The following is a 15,874-nucleotide window of genomic DNA, read 5'->3' as shown; positions in this document are numbered from 1 at the left end:
TTTGCCGTCACAGTGGGGAAAGACTCTCCACCTCGGCGGTGTCCCGGAGCGTGCCAGGCGGCAGCAGGCGGGTCGCGTGGCCCAATTTCCGGCCCACGCGCACGTCCTTCTTGCCATAGAGATGCAGCGCCACATCGGCCGCGGCCGCCAAGGCCGGCCAGGCGGCGTAGCTTTCCGGCCCGACCAGGTTCTTCATCACCGAATCGGCGTGCCGCCCCGGCTCCGGCAGGGGCAGGCCGGCCACGGCGCGGATATGCAGCTCGAACTGCCCGTGGTGGCAGGCATCCATGGTCCAGTGGCCGGAATTATGCGGCCTGGGCGCCATCTCATTCGCCAGCAGCGTGCCATCCGGCAGCAGGAACATCTCCAGCGCCAGCACGCCCACCAGCTCCAGCGCCGCGGCCAGCGCCGCGACATGTGCGCGGGCCTGCAGCGCCACCTGGTCCGGCACCGGGGCCGGGGCGAAGCTCAGATCCAGGATGTGGTGGGCGTGGCGATTCTCCACCGCGTCGAACGTCACCACCTGCCCATCCACGCCGCGCGCGGCGATGGCCGAGACCTCCTTCGCGAAGGGGATGAAGGCTTCCAGGATCAGCGGATGGGGTGCCAGCCGGGCGAAGGCTTCGGCCGCGTCGGCGGGGCTGCGCAGCACCGCCTGGCCGCGGCCATCATAGCCCATGCGGGTGGTCTTCAGCACCGCCGGCAGGCCGAGCTCGGCAATGCCCGCCTCCAGCTCCGCCAGGCTGTGCACCGCGCGCCAGGGGCCGACGGGGACGCCCGCCTGTTCCAGGAAGCGCTTCTCCGCGATTCGGTCCTGGCCGATCCGCAGCGCGGCGACGCCGGGCCGGCAGGGCACCAGTGGCGCGATCGCGTCCAGCGTCTCGGCCGGCACATTCTCGAATTCGAAGGTCACCACATCCACCGCCGCGGCGAAGGCCGCCAGCGCCGCGCGGTCGGTATAGGCGGCGACGGTGCGCGCCGCGGCCACCTGCATGCCGGGGCTGTCATCATCCGGTGCGAAGACGTGGCAGCGATAGCCGAGCGCCGCGGCGGCCAGCGCCGACATGCGGCCAAGCTGCCCACCGCCCAGGATGCCGATGGTGGAACCGGGGGGGAGCGGGTGGGTCAAGTCGGCGACTCCGCCACGGAATCCGTTTGCGCCGCGCGGAAGGCGGCCAGCCGGCCGGCCAGGGCCGGGTCTTCCAGCGCCAGGATGGCGGCGGCGAGCAGCCCGGCATTGATGGCGCCGGCCTTGCCGATGGCCAGCGTGCCCACCGGGATGCCGCCCGGCATCTGGACGATGGACATCAGGCTGTCCATGCCCTTCAGCGCGTGGCTTTCCACCGGCACGCCGAGCACCGGCAGCGCGGTGAGGGAGGCGACCATGCCCGGCAGCGCCGCGGCCCCGCCGGCGCCGGCGATCAGCACCTTCAGCCCGCGCCCGGCGGCGGCCTGGGCGTAGTCATACATGCGGGTGGGCGTGCGGTGGGCGGAGACAACCCGTGTCTCATGCGGCACACCCAGGCGGACCAGGATCTCCGCCGCGTGGCGCATCGTCTCCCAGTCCGAGGTACTGCCCATGATGACGCCCACGCGCGGCTGCGGGTCGTTCACTTCGTTCATCGGTACCTCGGCGGTCTCACGGTCAGGTCGGGCAGCGTGGTCAGGCGATGATGTCGGGGACCATCTGGCTTTCCAGCCAGGCGATCTCGTCCTTCAGCTTGAGCTTGCGCTTCTTCAGGCGCTGAAGCTGCAGGGCGTCGGTCCCGGCCTCATCGAGGCGGGCGATCACGGTATCCAGGTCCCGGTGCTCGCTGCGGAGTTCGTGCAGACGGCGGAGGAGGCTGTCGCGGTCGGCCTGCATGCGCCCCCAGAAAATTACGGTTGGGTGTCTCAAACTTGGCGCTGGAATGCGCCGATCATCCGCATAACATGACATGCGCGGGCGCAGAAGGGACGGTTGCGCGCCCGGGGCTGGTTATGCCGCCTGTGTTTCCCTGCGGCGCCCGCCCCCGGCGTGGATCGTGCCGCCGCTGCCCCGCAAGGCAACGGACAAGGATGATTGCGTATGGCCGAGGCTGCCCGTATCCGCTCCCTTGAGGCGCGGCATGCCACGCTCGAAACGCGAATCGCGGAGGAAGGCGGACGACCCCGCCCCGATGATCTGGCGCTGATGCGCCTGAAGCGCGAGAAACTGCGCCTCAAGGAAGAGATGGAAAAGCTGAAGGGTGCGTCGGTCCATTAGGACCGCACAGTGAGACGGTCCATTAGGACCGCGTAGCTGGTACGGTCTATCAGGACCTGGCGGCCCGGTAGGGCCGCCGCCCTCCCGCGGCCAGTGGCCGCGGGAGGCCCGGCTCAAGCGGCCGCGTCGTCCATCGGCTGCGGCGGGGGAACCGGGCCGCCGGCCCGGTCATTGGCGGTCCCCACCGCCTCATTCAACGAAGTCTGCGTGCACAGCCCCAGCGTCACCGGGTCGCGCGGCTTGATGTTCGCCGTGTTCGGATGGGTCTTGTCCCGCACCTTGGCGATGGTTTCCTTGGTGGTCGCCAGCAGCTTGACGATCTGCGGGTCCGAAAGCTGCGGGTAGTTCCGCAGCAGCCAGGCGATCGCGTCCGGCCGCTCCGTGCGCTTCGCCACCGGGATGTAGCGCGCACCCTTGTTGCGCTGCTTTGGCAGCGGCGTGGAGCGCTCGGTCAGTACCAGCCGTCCGGCCGGGTTGGCCTCGCAGCGGATGATCTCCTCCCGCGTCAGCTGGTCGTTCGCCACGGGATCGTATCCGACGATACCCTGCGCGACCTCGCCATCCGCGATGGCCTGGACTTCCAGCGGGTGCATCCCCACGAAATCGGCGATCTGCTCGAAGGAAAGCGACGTCTTTTCGATCAGCCACACGGCGGTGGCCTTCGGCATCAGGGGCGTCTTCATGATGGGACCCTTCGGTGGTTCGGCCCGCGACCCGGGCAGGCAACCGTCCGCCGGGGCGCCCGCGCCTCGTCGGATCGGATATAGAGAGCGGCCGGGGCCGGGTCAAAGCCTTGAAGCCAGGAGAAAGGGGCAAGAACGATGATGGAGGAAGAGGGACCGCGCCCGGTGGCGCGCTTCACAAGGCCGGTGATGGACCGCTGGGACGTGGACGAGTTGCGCGCCTATATCGCCGAGCTGCGGACCGAGATCGCCCGCGCCGAGGCCGAGATCGGCAAGCGCCAAGCCGGCCGCGCCGCAGCGGACCTGTTCTTCAAGCCGCCGCGCTGAATCCTGAAGGGCCGGCGGCTCGCACCGCCGGCCCCCTTGCGTCGCGGGACTACCCGCCCGCCATCAGGCCGCCTGGGCCTGCGGCGCCTCGCTCTCCAGCACCCGCTGGGACTTGGGCGCCTGGATCTCGATCCGGCGCGGCTTCAGCGCCTCCGGCACCTGGCGCTTCAGCGCCACGTGCAGCAGGCCGTGCTCAAGCTGCGCACCCTCGATGACGATGTGGTCGGCGAGCACGAAGCGACGCTCGAAGGCACGCCCGGCGATGCCGCGGTACAGCACCCGGCCATTGTCCTGCGGCGCCGCGGGGGCGGCCTTGCCGGCGACGGTCAGCGTGTTGTCATGCGCCGTGACCTCGATGTCGTCCGGGCCGAAGCCGGCGACGGCCATGGTCAGCACGTAGCTGTCCTCACCGGTCTTTTCGATGTTGTACGGGGGATAGCTGGGCCCATCCGCCGCGGCGCGGGCATTTTCCACCAGGCGGGCCATGCGGTCGAAGCCGATGGCGGAGCGGAACAGGGGAGAGAAGTCGAGAGCGTTCACGGAAGACCTCCTGCGATAGCAAGGTCGTTGCACGGCGGATCACCGGGTTTTCGTCCCCGCCAGGCGGGCAACATGGTCCGGTCTCCGCGCCGTCGGCCCCGATCGGGCACCGACGGCAGCGCAGGAATTGGTGAAAGCGGCAGGCTGGTTCAAGAGGGCTCCAGACGTGAAAAAGCGCGCCCCGGAGGACCGGGGCGCGCCTGTTCAGAACATCGGGAACCCGCGCCGGATCAGGCCGGCTTGCGAATGCCCAGGCCAGCGAACTTCTTGTTGAACTTGGCGATCTGGCCGCCGGTGTCCATCACCCGCTGCTGGCCGGTCCAGGCCGGATGCGACTTGGGGTCGATGTCGAGGCGCATGGTGTCGCCTTCCTTGCCGTAGCAGGACCGGGTGGTGAAGGTCGTACCATCCGTCATGATGATGTTGATGGTGTGGTACTCGGGGTGGATGTCGGGCTTCATCGCATTGTGCTCGCGCATATGGGCCCACCGACAGCGACCGGCAGGCGCGGGAAAGCGGGCTATAGAGGACACCCCCCGCCGGCGCAACCGCGTTACGACCCCTGGGGCGCAACGGCGTCACGACGCCTGGGGCGCAGCGTTACGACATAACCAAATGCCGCTATTGTATAACCGAATGCAGCCCGGCGGCTTGTGGCGCCGGGCCGGCGGCCGAAGATGGCGGGCATGCCCCATGATGCCTGCGGCCATTCCGACACATTCACCGGCGACGACCCGGCCTTCCGGCGCGTGCTCTGGATCATCATCCTGCTCAATGGCGGGATGTTCCTTGTCGAGTTCGTCGCCGGCGCCATCGCCGGGTCGCTCGCCCTGCAGGCGGACAGCCTGGACTTCGCCATGGATGCGGCAACCTACGGGCTGTCGCTGGCCGTCATCGGCATGGCGGCGGCGACACGGGCGCGGGCGGCGCTGCTGAAGGCGGCCTCGCTTGGGTTGATCGCGGCCTGGGTGCTGGGCACGGCGCTGTGGCGCGTGGCCGGCGGCGGCGTGCCGGAAGCCTTCACCATGGGCGGCATCGCCATCGCCGCCTTCGCCGCCAACCTCCTCTCGGTCCTGCTGCTGTGGAAGTGGCGGGAAGGGGACGCCAATATCCGCTCAGTCTGGCTGTGCAGCCGCAACGACGCCTTCGGCAATCTGCTGGTGCTGGCCGCCGCCGCCGGCGTCTTCGGCACCGGCACCCGCTGGCCGGACCTGGCGGTGGCCGTCGTGATGTCCGCGCTGTTCCTGCAGACCAGCTTCCTGACCGCCCGCACCGCGCTGGCGGAGCTGCGCGGGGCGCGCCCGTCCGGTGGCACGCATGGCGACCATGCGGGCCACGCCCATTGAGGCGCCGGGCCGTTTGATTGACCCTTCCCGGGTCGCCGCCTAGAGCAAGGCGGTGGTTTCGAGGGGACAAGCCGCATGCGCCTGCAGGGAAAATCCGCCATCGTCACCGGCGCCGCCTCCGGCTTCGGGGAAGGTATTGCCCGCCGCTTCGCCGCAGAAGGCGCCTGGGTCATCTGCGCCGACATGAACCTGGAGGGCGCCAACCGGGTCGCCCAGGAAATCGGCGGCACGCCGATCGGCGGTGACGTGTCCCGCCAGGCCGATGTCGAGGCGCTGGTCGCCAAGGCAGTGGAGGAATTCGGCGGGCTCGACATCGTCGTCAACAACGCCGGCACCACGCACCGCAACAAGCCGATCCTGGAGGTGACGGAGGAGGAGTTCGACCGCGTCTACGACGTGAACGTGAAATCCATCTTCTGGATGGTGCGCGCCGCGGTGCCGGTGATGCAGAAGCAGGGTCGCGGCGGGTCGATCATCAACATCTCCTCCACCGCCGGCATCCGGCCGCGGCCGGGGCTGACCTGGTACAATTCGACCAAGGGCGCGGTGAACACGGCGACCCTGGCGATGGCGCAGGAATTCGCCAAGGACAACATCCGGGTGAACGCCGTCTGCCCGGTGATGAGCGCCACCGGCCTGCTGACCGAATTCATGGGCGGGCCGGATACGCCCGAGACGCGCCAGAAATTCACCGCCACCATCCCGCTCGGCCGCATGTCGACACCCGCCGACATCGCCAATGCCTGCGTCTGGCTGGGCGAGGATGCCTCCAGCTTCATCACCGGCGTGCTGCTGCCCGTGGATGGGGGGCGCTGCGCGTGAACCAGGCGGTTTCCCCGGCCGATGCCGGCCGGCCGTTGAACATCCTGTCGATCCAGTCCTGGGTCGCCTACGGCCATGTCGGCAACGCCTCCGCCGTATTCCCGCTGCAAAGGCTGGGGGCGGAGGTCTGGGCGCTGAACACGGTGCAGTTCTCCAACCACACCGGGTATGGCGCCTGGCGCGGCCAGGTCTTCGGGGCCGAGTTGATCCATGAGCTGGTGGAGGGCATCGCCGAACGCGGCGCCCTGCCGCGCTGCGATGCGGTGCTGTCGGGCTACATGGGCGCGGCGGAAATCGGCGAGGCGATTCTCTCCGCCGCCGCCAAGGTGAAGGCGGCCAATCCGGCGGCACTGTATTGCTGCGACCCGGTGATCGGCGATGTCGGCCGCGGCGTCTTCGTCCGCCCCGGCATCCCTGAATTCATGCGCGACCGCGCCGTGCCGGCCGCCGATATCCTGACGCCGAACCAGTTCGAGCTGGAATGGCTGACCGGCCTGACCATCACCACGCTGGACAGCGCCAAGGCGGCGATTGCCGCGCTGCAGGCCAAGGGGCCGCGCTGCGTCATGGTCACCTCGCTGCATGTCGAGGATACGCCGGCGGATGCCATGGACATGCTGGTGGGGGAGGGCGGGCGCTTCCACCGCATCCGCACGCCGCTGCTGCCGATTTCCGTCAATGGCGCGGGCGATGCGATCGCGGCGCTGTTCCTGTTCCACCGGCTGCGCTGGGGCGAGCCCTCGGTCGCGCTGTCCGCCGCCGCCTCCTCCATCCACGGCCTGCTGCGGCGCACCGCCGAGGCCGGGTCGCGGGAGATCCTGACGGTCGCGGCGCAGGAGGAATTCGTCACCCCCTCCCGCGTTTTCCGCGTCGAGGCCTGCTGACGCAACGACGCGCGACCTGGCGCGTTTCTCCCGCATATTGGGAGATCCCTGCCATGACCGAGCCTCGCCATCCGCGCCGCGCCCTGTTTGCCTGGGGCGCGCTATTGGCCGCCGCCCCCATCCTGGCCGCCCCGGCCCAGGCCCAGCAGGACGTGATCGGGGACGTGCTGCGCCAGTTCCAGGGCGGCGACCCCAACGAGGCCCGGCGGCGCGAGGAGGAATCCCGCCGCGAACAGCGGGAGCGGGAGCGCGAGGCCTATGAGCGCGGCCGGGAGCGGGAGCGGGAGCGCCTGTCGCGCGAGGACGACGACCGGCGCGGCCGTGGCGACCGCCGCCGCGAGCTGCGTGACCGGGACCGCCAGTTGGCCGAACAGCAGCGCCGGCTGGAGGAACAGCAGCGCCGCATCGAGGAGGAGCGCCGCCGCCTGCGCTGACGCCGGGCCGGCGGATTGCCGGTCTGTTGCGGCTGTGCAACGCTCCCCTGGGTTGCTGGGGAAGTGGCGCCGTGGTCGGGAAGATGGGCCTGTTGCTGATGGTGGCGTTGCTGGCGCCTGGCTGCGTCACGGCGCAGTCGGCGTCTTCGGATGACCGCCGCTGGATCAACCAGTGCCTGCGCGACAACCGCGATGCGCGGGTGTCGCAGCGGGTGGTCCACGCCTACTGCAGCTGCATGAACGACCGCATGTCGAACAACGAGACCCGGTCCATCACCCAGTGGGAGCGCGCCAACCCGCGCGCCCGCGAAGCCTGCGAGCGCCGTTCCGGCTGGCGCTGAGCCTCATTCGGCCGCGGCGGCGAATTGCGCGGCGTGCAGCCGGCGATAGGGGCCGTCGGCCGCCAGCAACTCCGCGTGGCTGCCCTGTTCCGCAATGCCCTGCTCCGTCACCACCAGGATGCGGTCCGCGTCGCGGATGGTGGCCAGGCGGTGCGCGATGACCAGCGTGGTGCGGCCGCGGGCGAGTTCGGCCAGCGCCTGCTGAATTGCCCGCTCCGTTTCCGTATCCAGCGCGCTGGTCGCCTCGTCCAGGATCAGGATGGGCGGGTTCATCAGGAAGATGCGGGCGATCGCGAGGCGCTGCTTCTGGCCGCCGGAGAGCTTCACGCCACGCTCCCCGATGACGGTGTCCAGCCCCTCCGGCAGGTCGGCGATCAAGGCGTCCAGCCGGGCGCGGCGGGCCGCGTCGCGGATGTCTTCCTCGCTGGCGCCGAGGCGGCCATAGGCGATGTTCTGCCGGATGCTGCCGGCGAACAGGAACACATCCTGCTGCACCAGCCCGATCTGCCCGCGCAGCGAGGCGAGGGTCATGGACCGGATGTCGATGCCGTCGATGGTGATGCGCCCGGCCTGCACCTCATAGAAGCGCGGCAGCAGCGAGCAGATGGTGGTCTTGCCGGCCCCTGAGGGCCCGACCAGCGCCACGGTCTGCCCCGGCGCCACTTCCAGCTCCAGGTCGCGCAGTACCGGGCGGTCCGGCGTGTAGCCGAAGGTCACGCCCTCGAACCGCACGGCGCCCCGCAGCGGCGGGGCGGCGGTGGCATCCGGCGCATCGGCGATGTCCGGCTGCGTCGCCATCAGGTCGAGATAGCTGCGGAAGCCGGCGAGGCCCCTGGGGTAGGTCTCGATCACTGCGTTGATCTTCTCCAGCGGCCGGTAGAACACGTTGACCAGCAGCAGGAAGGCGACGAAGTCGCCGATGGACAGGCTTCCGGCGACGATGAAGCCGGCACCCGCCAGCATCACCACCAATTGCACCAGCCGCATGCCCAGGTAGTTCAGCGTCATGCTGACGGCCATGATGCGGTAGGCCTCCAGCTTGGTCCGCTGGTACTGCGCATTGTCGGCCGCAAAAAGCTGCCGCTCATGCGCCTCGTTGGCAAAGGCCTTGACCACACGGATGCCGCCGACGGCTTCCTCGATGCGGGCGTTGAAGGCGCCGACGCGGCCGAACTGCGCCTGCCAGTTCTGCGTCATCCGCCCGCCGTAATGCGCCACCACCCAGGCCACCAGTGGCACGATCGCCGCGGTCAGCAGGGCCAGCGCCGGGCTGACCAGCAGCATCAGGGCGAAGGCGCCGAGGAAGGTCAGCACCGCGACCAGCAGATCCTCCGGCCCGTGATGCGCGACCTCTCCGATATCCTCCAGGTTCTTGGTGACGCGGCCGACCAGGTGGCCTGTCTTCTGGTTGTCGTAGAAGCGGAAGGACAGGCGCATGAGCTGGTCGAAGGCGTTGCGCCGCAGCTCCGTCTCGATGGCGATGCCGAGCACGTGGCCCCAATAGGTGACCACCGCCATCAGCCCGGCATTGACCAGGTAGATGGCCAGCAGCACCGCCACGGCCAAGCCGATGATGCCCATGTCCTGCTGCGGCAGCAGGTGGTCGATGAAGGCGCGCACCGCCATGGGGAAGCCGAGCTCCAGCACGCCGGACAGCGCGGCGCAGCCGAAGGCGATCAGCGCCAGGCGCAGATGCGGGCGATAGAAGCGGAGGAATTGTCGGAGCATGGGGCGGCGATACACCACCCCATGCCCAAGCTGCAAACGGTTCTCAGCTGGCCGCGATACCTGCGGCCATCACGGCATCAGACGCGCCGCACGTTGATCGGCAGCGCCATGCCCTTCTGCGGTGCCGAGATATCCTTCCGCCAGGCGCTGTCCACGAAATACTGGCCGAGCGGGATGAAGGGCACGTCCTGCCAGAACTGCGCCTGCAGCCGCCTTGCGATGCCCTTCTGCGTGTCGAGGTCCGGCGCTTCCAGCCATTCGTCGCGCAGGCTTTCCAGCGCCGGGCTGGTGGGCCAGCCGAACCAGGCCTGGCGGCCATTGGCCCGCAGCAGCGGGTGCACACCGGGATTGCCGAGGTCGACGCCACCGAACAGCACGATCAGCGCATTCCAGCCGCCCTCGCTTGGCGGGTTCATCCGGCCGCGGCGCTGCAGCACCGTGCCCCAGTCGCTGGTCGCACTCTCCGCATTCAGGCCGGAGCGCTTCAGCGCATCGGTCAGCACCGTGGTCATGGTGTTGTTGTTCACCACATCGGTCGGGTGCAGCACCGTCACCGGCTGGTTGGCGTAGCCGGCCTCCCGCAGCGCGGCGCGTGCGCGGTCGAAGCTGCGCGGGCCGGTCAGCACGGAAAGCCCCTCATCATTCGCAAGCGGAGAGCTGCGCGGGAAGACCCCCATGCCATCCGACCATAGCGCCCGGTCGGTGCCCATGATGGAGGTCATGAAATCGGCCTGGTTGATCGAATGCAGCAGGGCGCGGCGCACCCGCACATCGTCGAAGGGTGCATGCAGGTGGTTGAAGCGGAGATGCGCCATCAGCCCGCCGAAATCCACCCGCTCCACCGTGATGTCCCGGTTGCGCGCCAGCACCGGGCGCAGGTCGGGGGCCACCTGCTCGTACCAGTCGATCTCGCCGGCCTGGATGGCGGCCGCGGCGGTGCCGGAATCCGGCATGATGTTGAACACCACCCGCTCGAAATGCGCGTGCTTGGCGCCGCCGAGCAGGCTGGGCGGGTTCGGGTTCGGCACGTAGTCGGCGAACTTCTGGTAGACCACACGGGCACCGGACAGGCGCTCGCTCGCCACGAAGCGATAGGGGCCGCTGCCCACCACCTCGGTGAAGGGGGTGGTCGGATCGACCGTGGCGAAGCGTTCGGGGAAGATGAAGCAGGGGTAGGATGAGGGTTTTCCCAATGCCTCCAGCATGGGACCGAACTTCTGCTTCAGGCGGATCTCGAAGCGGCGGTCGTCCAGCGCGGTCATCGCCTCCGTCCGCGCGCGCAGCGTCTGGCCCAGCGTATCCCGCGCCGACCAGCGAGCGATGGAGGCGATGGCGTCCTGCGCGCGGATCGGCGTGCCGTCGTGGAACTTCGTGCCGGGGCGCAGGGTGAAGACCCAGCGCAGCCCGTCATCCTCCACCACATGGCCTTCGGCCAATTGCGGTCGCATGACGAAATTGGTGTCCGGCCCGTACAGCGTGTCCCAGCACATGTGGCCGTGGTTGCGGACGCCGTAGCTGGTGGTGCTCATCGGATCGAGGCTGGTGACATCCGCCTGCGGGATGAAGCGCAGCGTGTGCGCGGCCGTGCCCTGGGTGAGGGCAGGAGCCGGAAGCGAGACGGGCAGGGCGGCGGCGGCCATCCCGGTCAGCAGGCTGCGGCGGTGCATGATTCTCTCCGGCAATCGATTGCGGTCGCCGCAGCATGCGGTCGGGCGCGGATGCGATGCAACCGTAGTTGAAGTGGGTGCGCATCTTGCAGGAGATGCCGCGTGCGGCCAGATGCGGCGGAGGTCCGGGCCCCTCTGACGCAGCCGCGTGATGTCGGACCTCCCCGCGCGGAGGTTTCAGCCCATGCCGTCCCATCCCATCGCCAGCAGGCCCGCATGTTCGGGGACCTGATCGCCTGGCTGGTCGTCGCCTTCCTGGTCAACCCGCTGACCGCGGAGGTGCAGTCCCGCCTGGCGGAGGCGAATGCGCCCCCGGCCGTGGTGGCCCAGGTCGCGGCCTGCGGCGCGGCGGCGGCGCCGGTGCTGCTGCAGCGCGCGACGGAGGACCCCTGGTGGGCGATCCGCACCGGATTCGCCGCCTGGATCGGCACCGTCCAGCCCGACGCCGTGCTGGGCGAGGCGGCGCCCCGTTGCGGCCCGGCGATGCAGGCGGCGCGACCGTTTCTGCTGCGAAGCTGAGCAGGCGCCGCACGGCGACCGGCAAAACCCGGTGCCGGCCCGGTTGCAAGCCGGGCGGCGCGGCGCGCATGATCCCCCGGCAGACAAACGGGGAGGCCCTCGATGGCCATCATGATTCCGCGCCGCAGCGCGCTGTTGCTCGGTGCCGCCGCACTTTCCACGCCGGCGATCCGCACCGCCCAGGCCCAGCAGACCTTCGAATGGGTCGCCGGTTCGGTCGGCGGCGGCTGGTACACCATGGCCGCCGGCCTTTCCTCGCTGATCGGGGAGGAGAACCCCAACATCCGCATCCGCGTGGTGCCGGGCGGCGGGCTGGCCAATTCCACCCGCGTGAACAACGGCCAGTCGCAGCTCGGCTGGGGCATCGATGCCTTCACCGCCGCGGCCGCCCGGGGCGAGGAGCCCTACCGGGCGAAGCATGAGAACCTGCGGAGCCTCGGCTCCGGCTACAGCCCGACCGAGCACAATCTGGTCCGCGCCGTCGGCACCGGGCCGGAAGGGATGCGGGAGATCCTGACCCAGCGCGGCCTGAAGATCGCCTGCCCGCAGCGGTCTTCCACGGATGAGATGACGCTGCAGCGCATCCTGCGCTTCCTCGGCACCAGCCCGGACAAGATCCGCAGCGAGGGTGGCCGCTACCTGAACGGCAGCTACGCCGATATCGGCGCCGCCTATGCCGATGGCCAGGTGGACTACCTGTATGCCGCGCTCGCCAAGCCGGCCGCGATCCTGACCGAGATCGGCCAGGGCCGCCGCCCGTCGCAGCTCGTCGGCTTCCCCGACGATGTCCGCAAGCACCTGATCGACACCTACGCCTACGCCGAGGGCGTGCTGCCCGCCGCCACCTATCCGCAGCTGCAGAGCACGGACCTGAAGGTGACGACGATGGACAGCGTCATCCTGGCGCATGAATCGGTTCCGGACGAGGTCGCCTACGGCATCACCAGAACGCTGATCAAGAACCGCGGCACGCGGCTGACGCAGATCCATGCCAGCATGGGCGCCTTCGACCCGGCGGTGGCCTGGAAGTACAATGGCGTGCCGCTGCACCCGGGCGCCGCGCGCGCCTTCCGTGAAGCCGGCGTGATGCCGGCCTGAAGAGTGATGTCCGGTCTCGCGGATCTTGGGCGATCCGCGCCTCAGTCGCCGGCGCTTCGCCTGGCTCGCCGCATAAGCGGCGGGCCGCGTTCGCGGCCTCGGCCGGTGTTGCCGGCCGCAGGTTTCGATGTATTGCCGATGTCGGGAAGGCTGGCGCGGAAGAATGCGTGAACTCGCCGGCCCGCTGAAGTGGGTCTGTTGGGGTTGGGCCGCGGCGGCTGCCGCGGTCCACCTGTATTTCGGTGGCACGGGCTTTCCCGAGCCGATCCAGATGCGCGGCTTTCACCTGCTGGTGTTCACGCCGCTGCTGTTCATCCTGTACCCGGCATCGAAGACCCGGTCGCCGCGGCACCGGCCCTCGGTGCTCGACTGGATCTGGGCGGTGGCGTCGGGCGTGCCGCATGCCTGGGTGATGTGGAACTGGATGGCGGTCGCCGACCGCATGGAATATGTCGACCCCTTCACGCCGACGATGATGGCGCTCGGCGTCGTCGCCATCGTCACGCTGCTGGAGGCGATCCGCCGCGCGGTGGAACCCGGCCTGGCGATCATGGTCGCCGTCTCGCTGGCCTATATGCAATTCGGCTGGCTGGTGCCCGGCATGCTCAATGCCCGGCCCTTCAGCCCGGAGGAAATCGTCGAGGCCGCCTGGCTGGTCCCGACGGCGGGTGGTGTCTATGGCCCGCTGACCGGCATCGTCGCCACCATCATCGCCGTCTTCATCCTGTTCGGCAGCTTCATGCAGGGCAGCGGCACCGGCCGGCTGTTCTCCAATTTCGGCACCGCGGTCGCCGGGCGCTATTCCGGCGGGCCGGCCAAGGTCGCGGTGGTGACCTCCGGCCTGTTCGGCACGATGAGCGGGTCCTCCGTCTCCAACGTCATCACCACCGGCTCCATGACCATCCCGCTGATGATCCGCGTCGGCTACCGCCCCGCGGTGGCGGGCGGCATCGAAAGCGCGGCCAGCGTCGGCGGCGCGCTGATGCCGCCGGTGATGGGCGCGGCCGCCTTCGTCATGGCGGAGATCACCAACATCCCCTACGGCGACATCCTGGTGGCCGCCGCCGCCGGGGCGGTGCTGTACTACTTCGCCATCCTGTCCGCCGTGCATTTCGAGGCGAAGAAGCTCGGGCTGGAGCCGGTGCCGGCGCAGGACATCCCGGCGTGGCGGGAGGTGCTGGCCGACGCGCATCTGGTGATCCCGATCGGCGTGCTGGTCTGGCTGATGACCGAACGCTGGTCCGGCAATTTCGCCGCCTTCTGCGCCACGCTGTCCATGGTGGCCGTGGCCTTCCTGCGGCGGCGGACACGGATGACGCCGATGCAGATCCTGAACAGCCTGGCGAGCGCGGGGCTCACCATGGCGCCGCTGGCGGCGACCATCGCGGGGGCGGGCATCGTCGTCTCCGCACTGACGGCCACCGGCATGGTGGTGGCCTTCGGCGGCATCATCAAGGAACTCGCCGGCGGCGACCTGGCGATATTACTGCTGCTGCTGGCGATCACCGTGCTGATCCTCGGCATGGGGATCCCGACCACGCCGAGCTACATCATCGCCGCCGCCATCGGCGTGCCGCAGGTGCTGGAACTCGGCTCCTACCTCGATGTGGACATGCTGCAGGCGCACATGTTCGTCTTCTATTTCGCGGTGCTGGCGGATACCACGCCGCCCGTGGCGGCCGCCGCCTTCGCCGCGGCGGCGATCGCGCGCTCCAGCCCGCTGATGACGGCGCTGCATTCCTCCCGCTTCGCCATCGCCGGCTTCGCGGTTGGCTTCGCCTTCATCTACGATCCGGGGATCATGATGCGGGGCGGGCTGGTGCAGATCATCGGCTCGGTCGGCATCATGGCCGGTGCGCTGGTGCTGTTCACCTCCTCCTATGCGGGCTTCCTGCTGGCGCCGATGGGCAGGCCGCTGCGCCTTCTGCTCGGGGCGCTGGGCTTGGCGGTGGCCTTCCTGCATGCGATCCCTGATGCCGGGCGCTTCGCCATCGCCTTCCTGTCCTTGGGTGCGGTGGCGGCCTGGCAAATGGCGACGGCACGAACCGCGCGCCGCATTCGGGGAGAGAACGCATGATCACCAGGACGATGGCGGCCGCCGGCCTGCTGCTGGCGCTGGCCGGCACGGCGATGGCGCAGAGCGTGGCGGCACCCGGCCCAACGCTGCAGGCCGTGCGTAGCCGCGGCACCGTGCTGTGCGGCGGGCACCCCGGCGCGCCCGGCTTCGGCGTGATGGACAGCCGCGGCATCTTCACCGGGCTGGATGCCGATACCTGCCGCGCCGTCGCCGCCGCCGTGCTGGGCGATGCCGGCGCCGCGCGTTGGACCATCCTGAACTCGGCATCGCGCATGACGGCGCTGCAATCGGGCCAGATCGACGTGCTGCCGCGCAGCACCACCTGGACGCATAGCCGCGACACCGCCAACGGGCTGAACTTCACGGCGGTGAATTTCTACGATGGCCAGGGCTTCCTGGTGCGCCGCAGCCTGGGCGTCACGCGCGGCGTGGACCTCAACGGCGCCAGCTTTTGCGTCACCTCCGGCACCACCAGCGAGTTGAACCTGGCGGACTGGGCGCGCTCCAACAACGTCACGATCCGTCCCGTCGTCTTCGAGCAGAATGACGAGACCCGGCTGGCCTACCAGTCCGGCCGCTGCGATGTCTTCACCACCGATGCCTCGCAGCTCGCCGGCGCGCGTTCGGCCATGCAGAACCCGCGGGAGCATGTAATCCTGCCCGACCGCATCTCGAAGGAGCCGCTGGCGGTGGCGGTGCGGCAGGGCGACGACCAGTGGTTCGACATCGTCCGCTGGACCGTCATTGCGCTGATCGAGGCGGAGGAGCTGGGCGTGACCCAGGCCAATGTGGACCAGATGCTGGAAAGCCCGCGCCCGGACATCCGCCGGCTGCTCGGCGTCACCGGCGACCATGGCCCGTTCATGGGGCTGGATCGCCGCTGGGCCTACAACGCGATCAAGGCCGTGGGCAATTATGGCGAGATCTTCGCCCGCCATCTGGGCGAGAACACGCCGATCGGCCTGGAACGCGGGCTGAACGATCTGTGGACCCGCGGCGGCCTGATGTACGCGCCGCCGGTCCGCTGACGGGCTTGGGTGAGGCGGGCGCGCAAACCGCGCGCTAGGCTCTGCACTCATAAAGCTTGCGGCGCGGCGGCCAGGTTGATTCAAGGCTCCTGATTGGTGGGAGCCTTGGGATGGCGCGGTTTGACCTGGCGGACG

19 protein-coding genes are annotated in these 15,874 nt (G+C 69.5%); 11 read left to right on the top strand and 8 right to left on the bottom strand.

Translation table 11 applies throughout. The features are described from left to right. Positions 1–7 precede the first annotated feature (7 nt). From HB662_RS25020 to HB662_RS25010, 3 genes are read right to left on the bottom strand one after another with little or no spacing between them, the layout of a single operon-like run. On the bottom strand, positions 8–1,129 hold the full coding sequence (locus HB662_RS25020; RefSeq protein WP_168054084.1) for a 5-(carboxyamino)imidazole ribonucleotide synthase: 1,122 nt from the start codon (positions 1,127–1,129) through the stop codon (positions 8–10). Then, positions 1,126–1,623, bottom strand: coding sequence for a 5-(carboxyamino)imidazole ribonucleotide mutase (gene purE / locus HB662_RS25015; RefSeq protein WP_168054082.1), 498 nt, complete (start codon positions 1,621–1,623; stop codon positions 1,126–1,128). The genes HB662_RS25020 and purE overlap by 4 nt, the downstream gene beginning before the upstream one ends. Before the next feature lie 40 nt (positions 1,624–1,663). Further along, a complete protein-coding gene (locus HB662_RS25010; RefSeq protein WP_168054080.1) occupies positions 1,664–1,864 on the bottom strand; it encodes a YdcH family protein in 201 nt (66 codons plus the stop codon). Between the two features lie 204 nt (positions 1,865–2,068). On the opposite strand from HB662_RS25010, the gene HB662_RS25005 reads away from it, so the two are divergent. Further along, positions 2,069–2,245 carry a YdcH family protein gene (locus HB662_RS25005; RefSeq protein WP_168054078.1) on the top strand — a complete coding sequence of 59 codons (177 nt, stop codon included), beginning with the start codon at positions 2,069–2,071 and terminating at the stop codon, positions 2,243–2,245. Positions 2,246–2,358: 113 nt separating this feature from the next. On the opposite strand, the gene HB662_RS25000 is transcribed toward HB662_RS25005, so the two are convergent. Next, entirely contained in the window at positions 2,359–2,928 is a 570-nt protein-coding gene (locus tag HB662_RS25000; protein WP_168054076.1) for a cell cycle transcriptional regulator TrcR, read from the bottom strand. A 138-nt stretch (positions 2,929–3,066) separates the two neighbouring features. On the opposite strand from HB662_RS25000, the gene HB662_RS24995 reads away from it, so the two are divergent. After that, positions 3,067–3,255: a DUF1192 domain-containing protein gene (locus HB662_RS24995; RefSeq protein WP_168054074.1), complete on the top strand. Its 189-nt coding sequence runs from the start codon at positions 3,067–3,069 to the stop codon at positions 3,253–3,255. A gap of 63 nt (positions 3,256–3,318) precedes the next feature. Here the strand turns inward: HB662_RS24995 and HB662_RS24990 are convergent, their stop codons facing one another. Further along, positions 3,319–3,795: an Hsp20 family protein gene (locus HB662_RS24990; RefSeq protein WP_342449583.1), complete on the bottom strand. Its 477-nt coding sequence runs from the start codon at positions 3,793–3,795 to the stop codon at positions 3,319–3,321. Positions 3,796–4,025: 230 nt separating this feature from the next. Then, complete coding sequence (rpmE, locus tag HB662_RS24985; protein WP_168054502.1) at positions 4,026–4,256, bottom strand: 50S ribosomal protein L31; 231 nt, start codon at positions 4,254–4,256, stop codon at positions 4,026–4,028. A 225-nt stretch (positions 4,257–4,481) separates the two neighbouring features. Between rpmE and HB662_RS24980 the strand changes: the two genes are divergently transcribed. From HB662_RS24980 to HB662_RS24960, 5 genes are all read left to right on the top strand, one after another. Then, positions 4,482–5,141 (top strand): cation transporter, encoded by a 660-nt coding sequence (locus tag HB662_RS24980; RefSeq protein ID WP_168054072.1) that lies wholly within the window; start codon positions 4,482–4,484, stop codon positions 5,139–5,141. A 75-nt stretch (positions 5,142–5,216) separates the two neighbouring features. Further along, positions 5,217–5,963 carry an SDR family oxidoreductase gene (locus tag HB662_RS24975; RefSeq protein ID WP_168054070.1) on the top strand — a complete coding sequence of 249 codons (747 nt, stop codon included), beginning with the start codon at positions 5,217–5,219 and terminating at the stop codon, positions 5,961–5,963. Further along, a complete protein-coding gene (pdxY, locus tag HB662_RS24970) occupies positions 5,960–6,847 on the top strand; it encodes a pyridoxal kinase PdxY (RefSeq protein WP_456305489.1) in 888 nt (295 codons plus the stop codon). The genes HB662_RS24975 and pdxY overlap by 4 nt, the downstream gene beginning before the upstream one ends. 53 nt (positions 6,848–6,900) lie before the next feature. Further along, entirely contained in the window at positions 6,901–7,281 is a 381-nt protein-coding gene (locus HB662_RS24965) for a hypothetical protein (protein ID WP_168054068.1), read from the top strand. Positions 7,282–7,352: 71 nt separating this feature from the next. Further along, positions 7,353–7,622, top strand: a complete 270-nt coding sequence (locus tag HB662_RS24960) for a hypothetical protein (RefSeq protein WP_342449582.1) — start codon at positions 7,353–7,355, stop codon at positions 7,620–7,622. 3 nt (positions 7,623–7,625) lie between these two features. On the opposite strand, the gene HB662_RS24955 is transcribed toward HB662_RS24960, so the two are convergent. Next, entirely contained in the window at positions 7,626–9,350 is a 1,725-nt protein-coding gene (locus HB662_RS24955) for an ABC transporter ATP-binding protein (protein ID WP_168054066.1), read from the bottom strand. A gap of 77 nt (positions 9,351–9,427) precedes the next feature. Continuing rightward, complete coding sequence (locus HB662_RS24950) at positions 9,428–11,017, bottom strand: ABC transporter substrate-binding protein (protein ID WP_168054064.1); 1,590 nt, start codon at positions 11,015–11,017, stop codon at positions 9,428–9,430. A 216-nt stretch (positions 11,018–11,233) separates the two neighbouring features. On the opposite strand from HB662_RS24950, the gene HB662_RS24945 reads away from it, so the two are divergent. The 4 genes from HB662_RS24945 to HB662_RS24930 all read left to right on the top strand — a co-directional run bounded on the left by HB662_RS24945 (position 11,234) and on the right by HB662_RS24930 (position 15,739). Beyond that, complete coding sequence (locus tag HB662_RS24945; protein WP_168054062.1) at positions 11,234–11,536, top strand: hypothetical protein; 303 nt, start codon at positions 11,234–11,236, stop codon at positions 11,534–11,536. A 102-nt stretch (positions 11,537–11,638) separates the two neighbouring features. Next, on the top strand, positions 11,639–12,634 hold the full coding sequence (locus HB662_RS24940; protein ID WP_168054060.1) for a TAXI family TRAP transporter solute-binding subunit: 996 nt from the start codon (positions 11,639–11,641) through the stop codon (positions 12,632–12,634). A 163-nt stretch (positions 12,635–12,797) separates the two neighbouring features. Then, positions 12,798–14,711: a TRAP transporter permease gene (locus tag HB662_RS24935; protein WP_168054058.1), complete on the top strand. Its 1,914-nt coding sequence runs from the start codon at positions 12,798–12,800 to the stop codon at positions 14,709–14,711. After that, positions 14,708–15,739, top strand: coding sequence for an amino acid ABC transporter substrate-binding protein (locus tag HB662_RS24930; protein ID WP_168054057.1), 1,032 nt, complete (start codon positions 14,708–14,710; stop codon positions 15,737–15,739). Before HB662_RS24935 ends, HB662_RS24930 begins: the two co-directional genes overlap by 4 nt. Positions 15,740–15,874 lie beyond the last annotated feature (135 nt).

Origin of the sequence: Falsiroseomonas frigidaquae (assembly GCF_012163145.1) — a bacterium.
GTDB lineage: Bacteria > Pseudomonadota > Alphaproteobacteria > Acetobacterales > Acetobacteraceae > Falsiroseomonas > Falsiroseomonas frigidaquae.
This window is presented reverse-complemented; position numbering and strand designations above follow the sequence as displayed.

Coding starts and splice junctions, on each gene's coding strand:
- purE (WP_168054082.1), bottom strand. CDS start 1,623: ATGAACGAAGTGAACGACCCGCAGCCGCGCGTGGGCGTCATCATGGGC.
- HB662_RS25010 (WP_168054080.1), bottom strand. CDS start 1,864: ATGCAGGCCGACCGCGACAGCCTCCTCCGCCGTCTGCACGAACTCCGC.
- HB662_RS25005 (WP_168054078.1), top strand. CDS start 2,069: ATGGCCGAGGCTGCCCGTATCCGCTCCCTTGAGGCGCGGCATGCCACG.
- HB662_RS25000 (WP_168054076.1), bottom strand. CDS start 2,928: ATGAAGACGCCCCTGATGCCGAAGGCCACCGCCGTGTGGCTGATCGAA.
- HB662_RS24995 (WP_168054074.1), top strand. CDS start 3,067: ATGATGGAGGAAGAGGGACCGCGCCCGGTGGCGCGCTTCACAAGGCCG.
- rpmE (WP_168054502.1), bottom strand. CDS start 4,256: ATGAAGCCCGACATCCACCCCGAGTACCACACCATCAACATCATCATG.
- HB662_RS24980 (WP_168054072.1), top strand. CDS start 4,482: ATGCCCCATGATGCCTGCGGCCATTCCGACACATTCACCGGCGACGAC.
- HB662_RS24975 (WP_168054070.1), top strand. CDS start 5,217: ATGCGCCTGCAGGGAAAATCCGCCATCGTCACCGGCGCCGCCTCCGGC.
- HB662_RS24965 (WP_168054068.1), top strand. CDS start 6,901: ATGACCGAGCCTCGCCATCCGCGCCGCGCCCTGTTTGCCTGGGGCGCG.
- HB662_RS24955 (WP_168054066.1), bottom strand. CDS start 9,350: ATGCTCCGACAATTCCTCCGCTTCTATCGCCCGCATCTGCGCCTGGCG.
- HB662_RS24950 (WP_168054064.1), bottom strand. CDS start 11,017: ATGCACCGCCGCAGCCTGCTGACCGGGATGGCCGCCGCCGCCCTGCCC.
- HB662_RS24945 (WP_168054062.1), top strand. CDS start 11,234: ATGTTCGGGGACCTGATCGCCTGGCTGGTCGTCGCCTTCCTGGTCAAC.
- HB662_RS24940 (WP_168054060.1), top strand. CDS start 11,639: ATGGCCATCATGATTCCGCGCCGCAGCGCGCTGTTGCTCGGTGCCGCC.
- HB662_RS24935 (WP_168054058.1), top strand. CDS start 12,798: ATGCGTGAACTCGCCGGCCCGCTGAAGTGGGTCTGTTGGGGTTGGGCC.
- HB662_RS24930 (WP_168054057.1), top strand. CDS start 14,708: ATGATCACCAGGACGATGGCGGCCGCCGGCCTGCTGCTGGCGCTGGCC.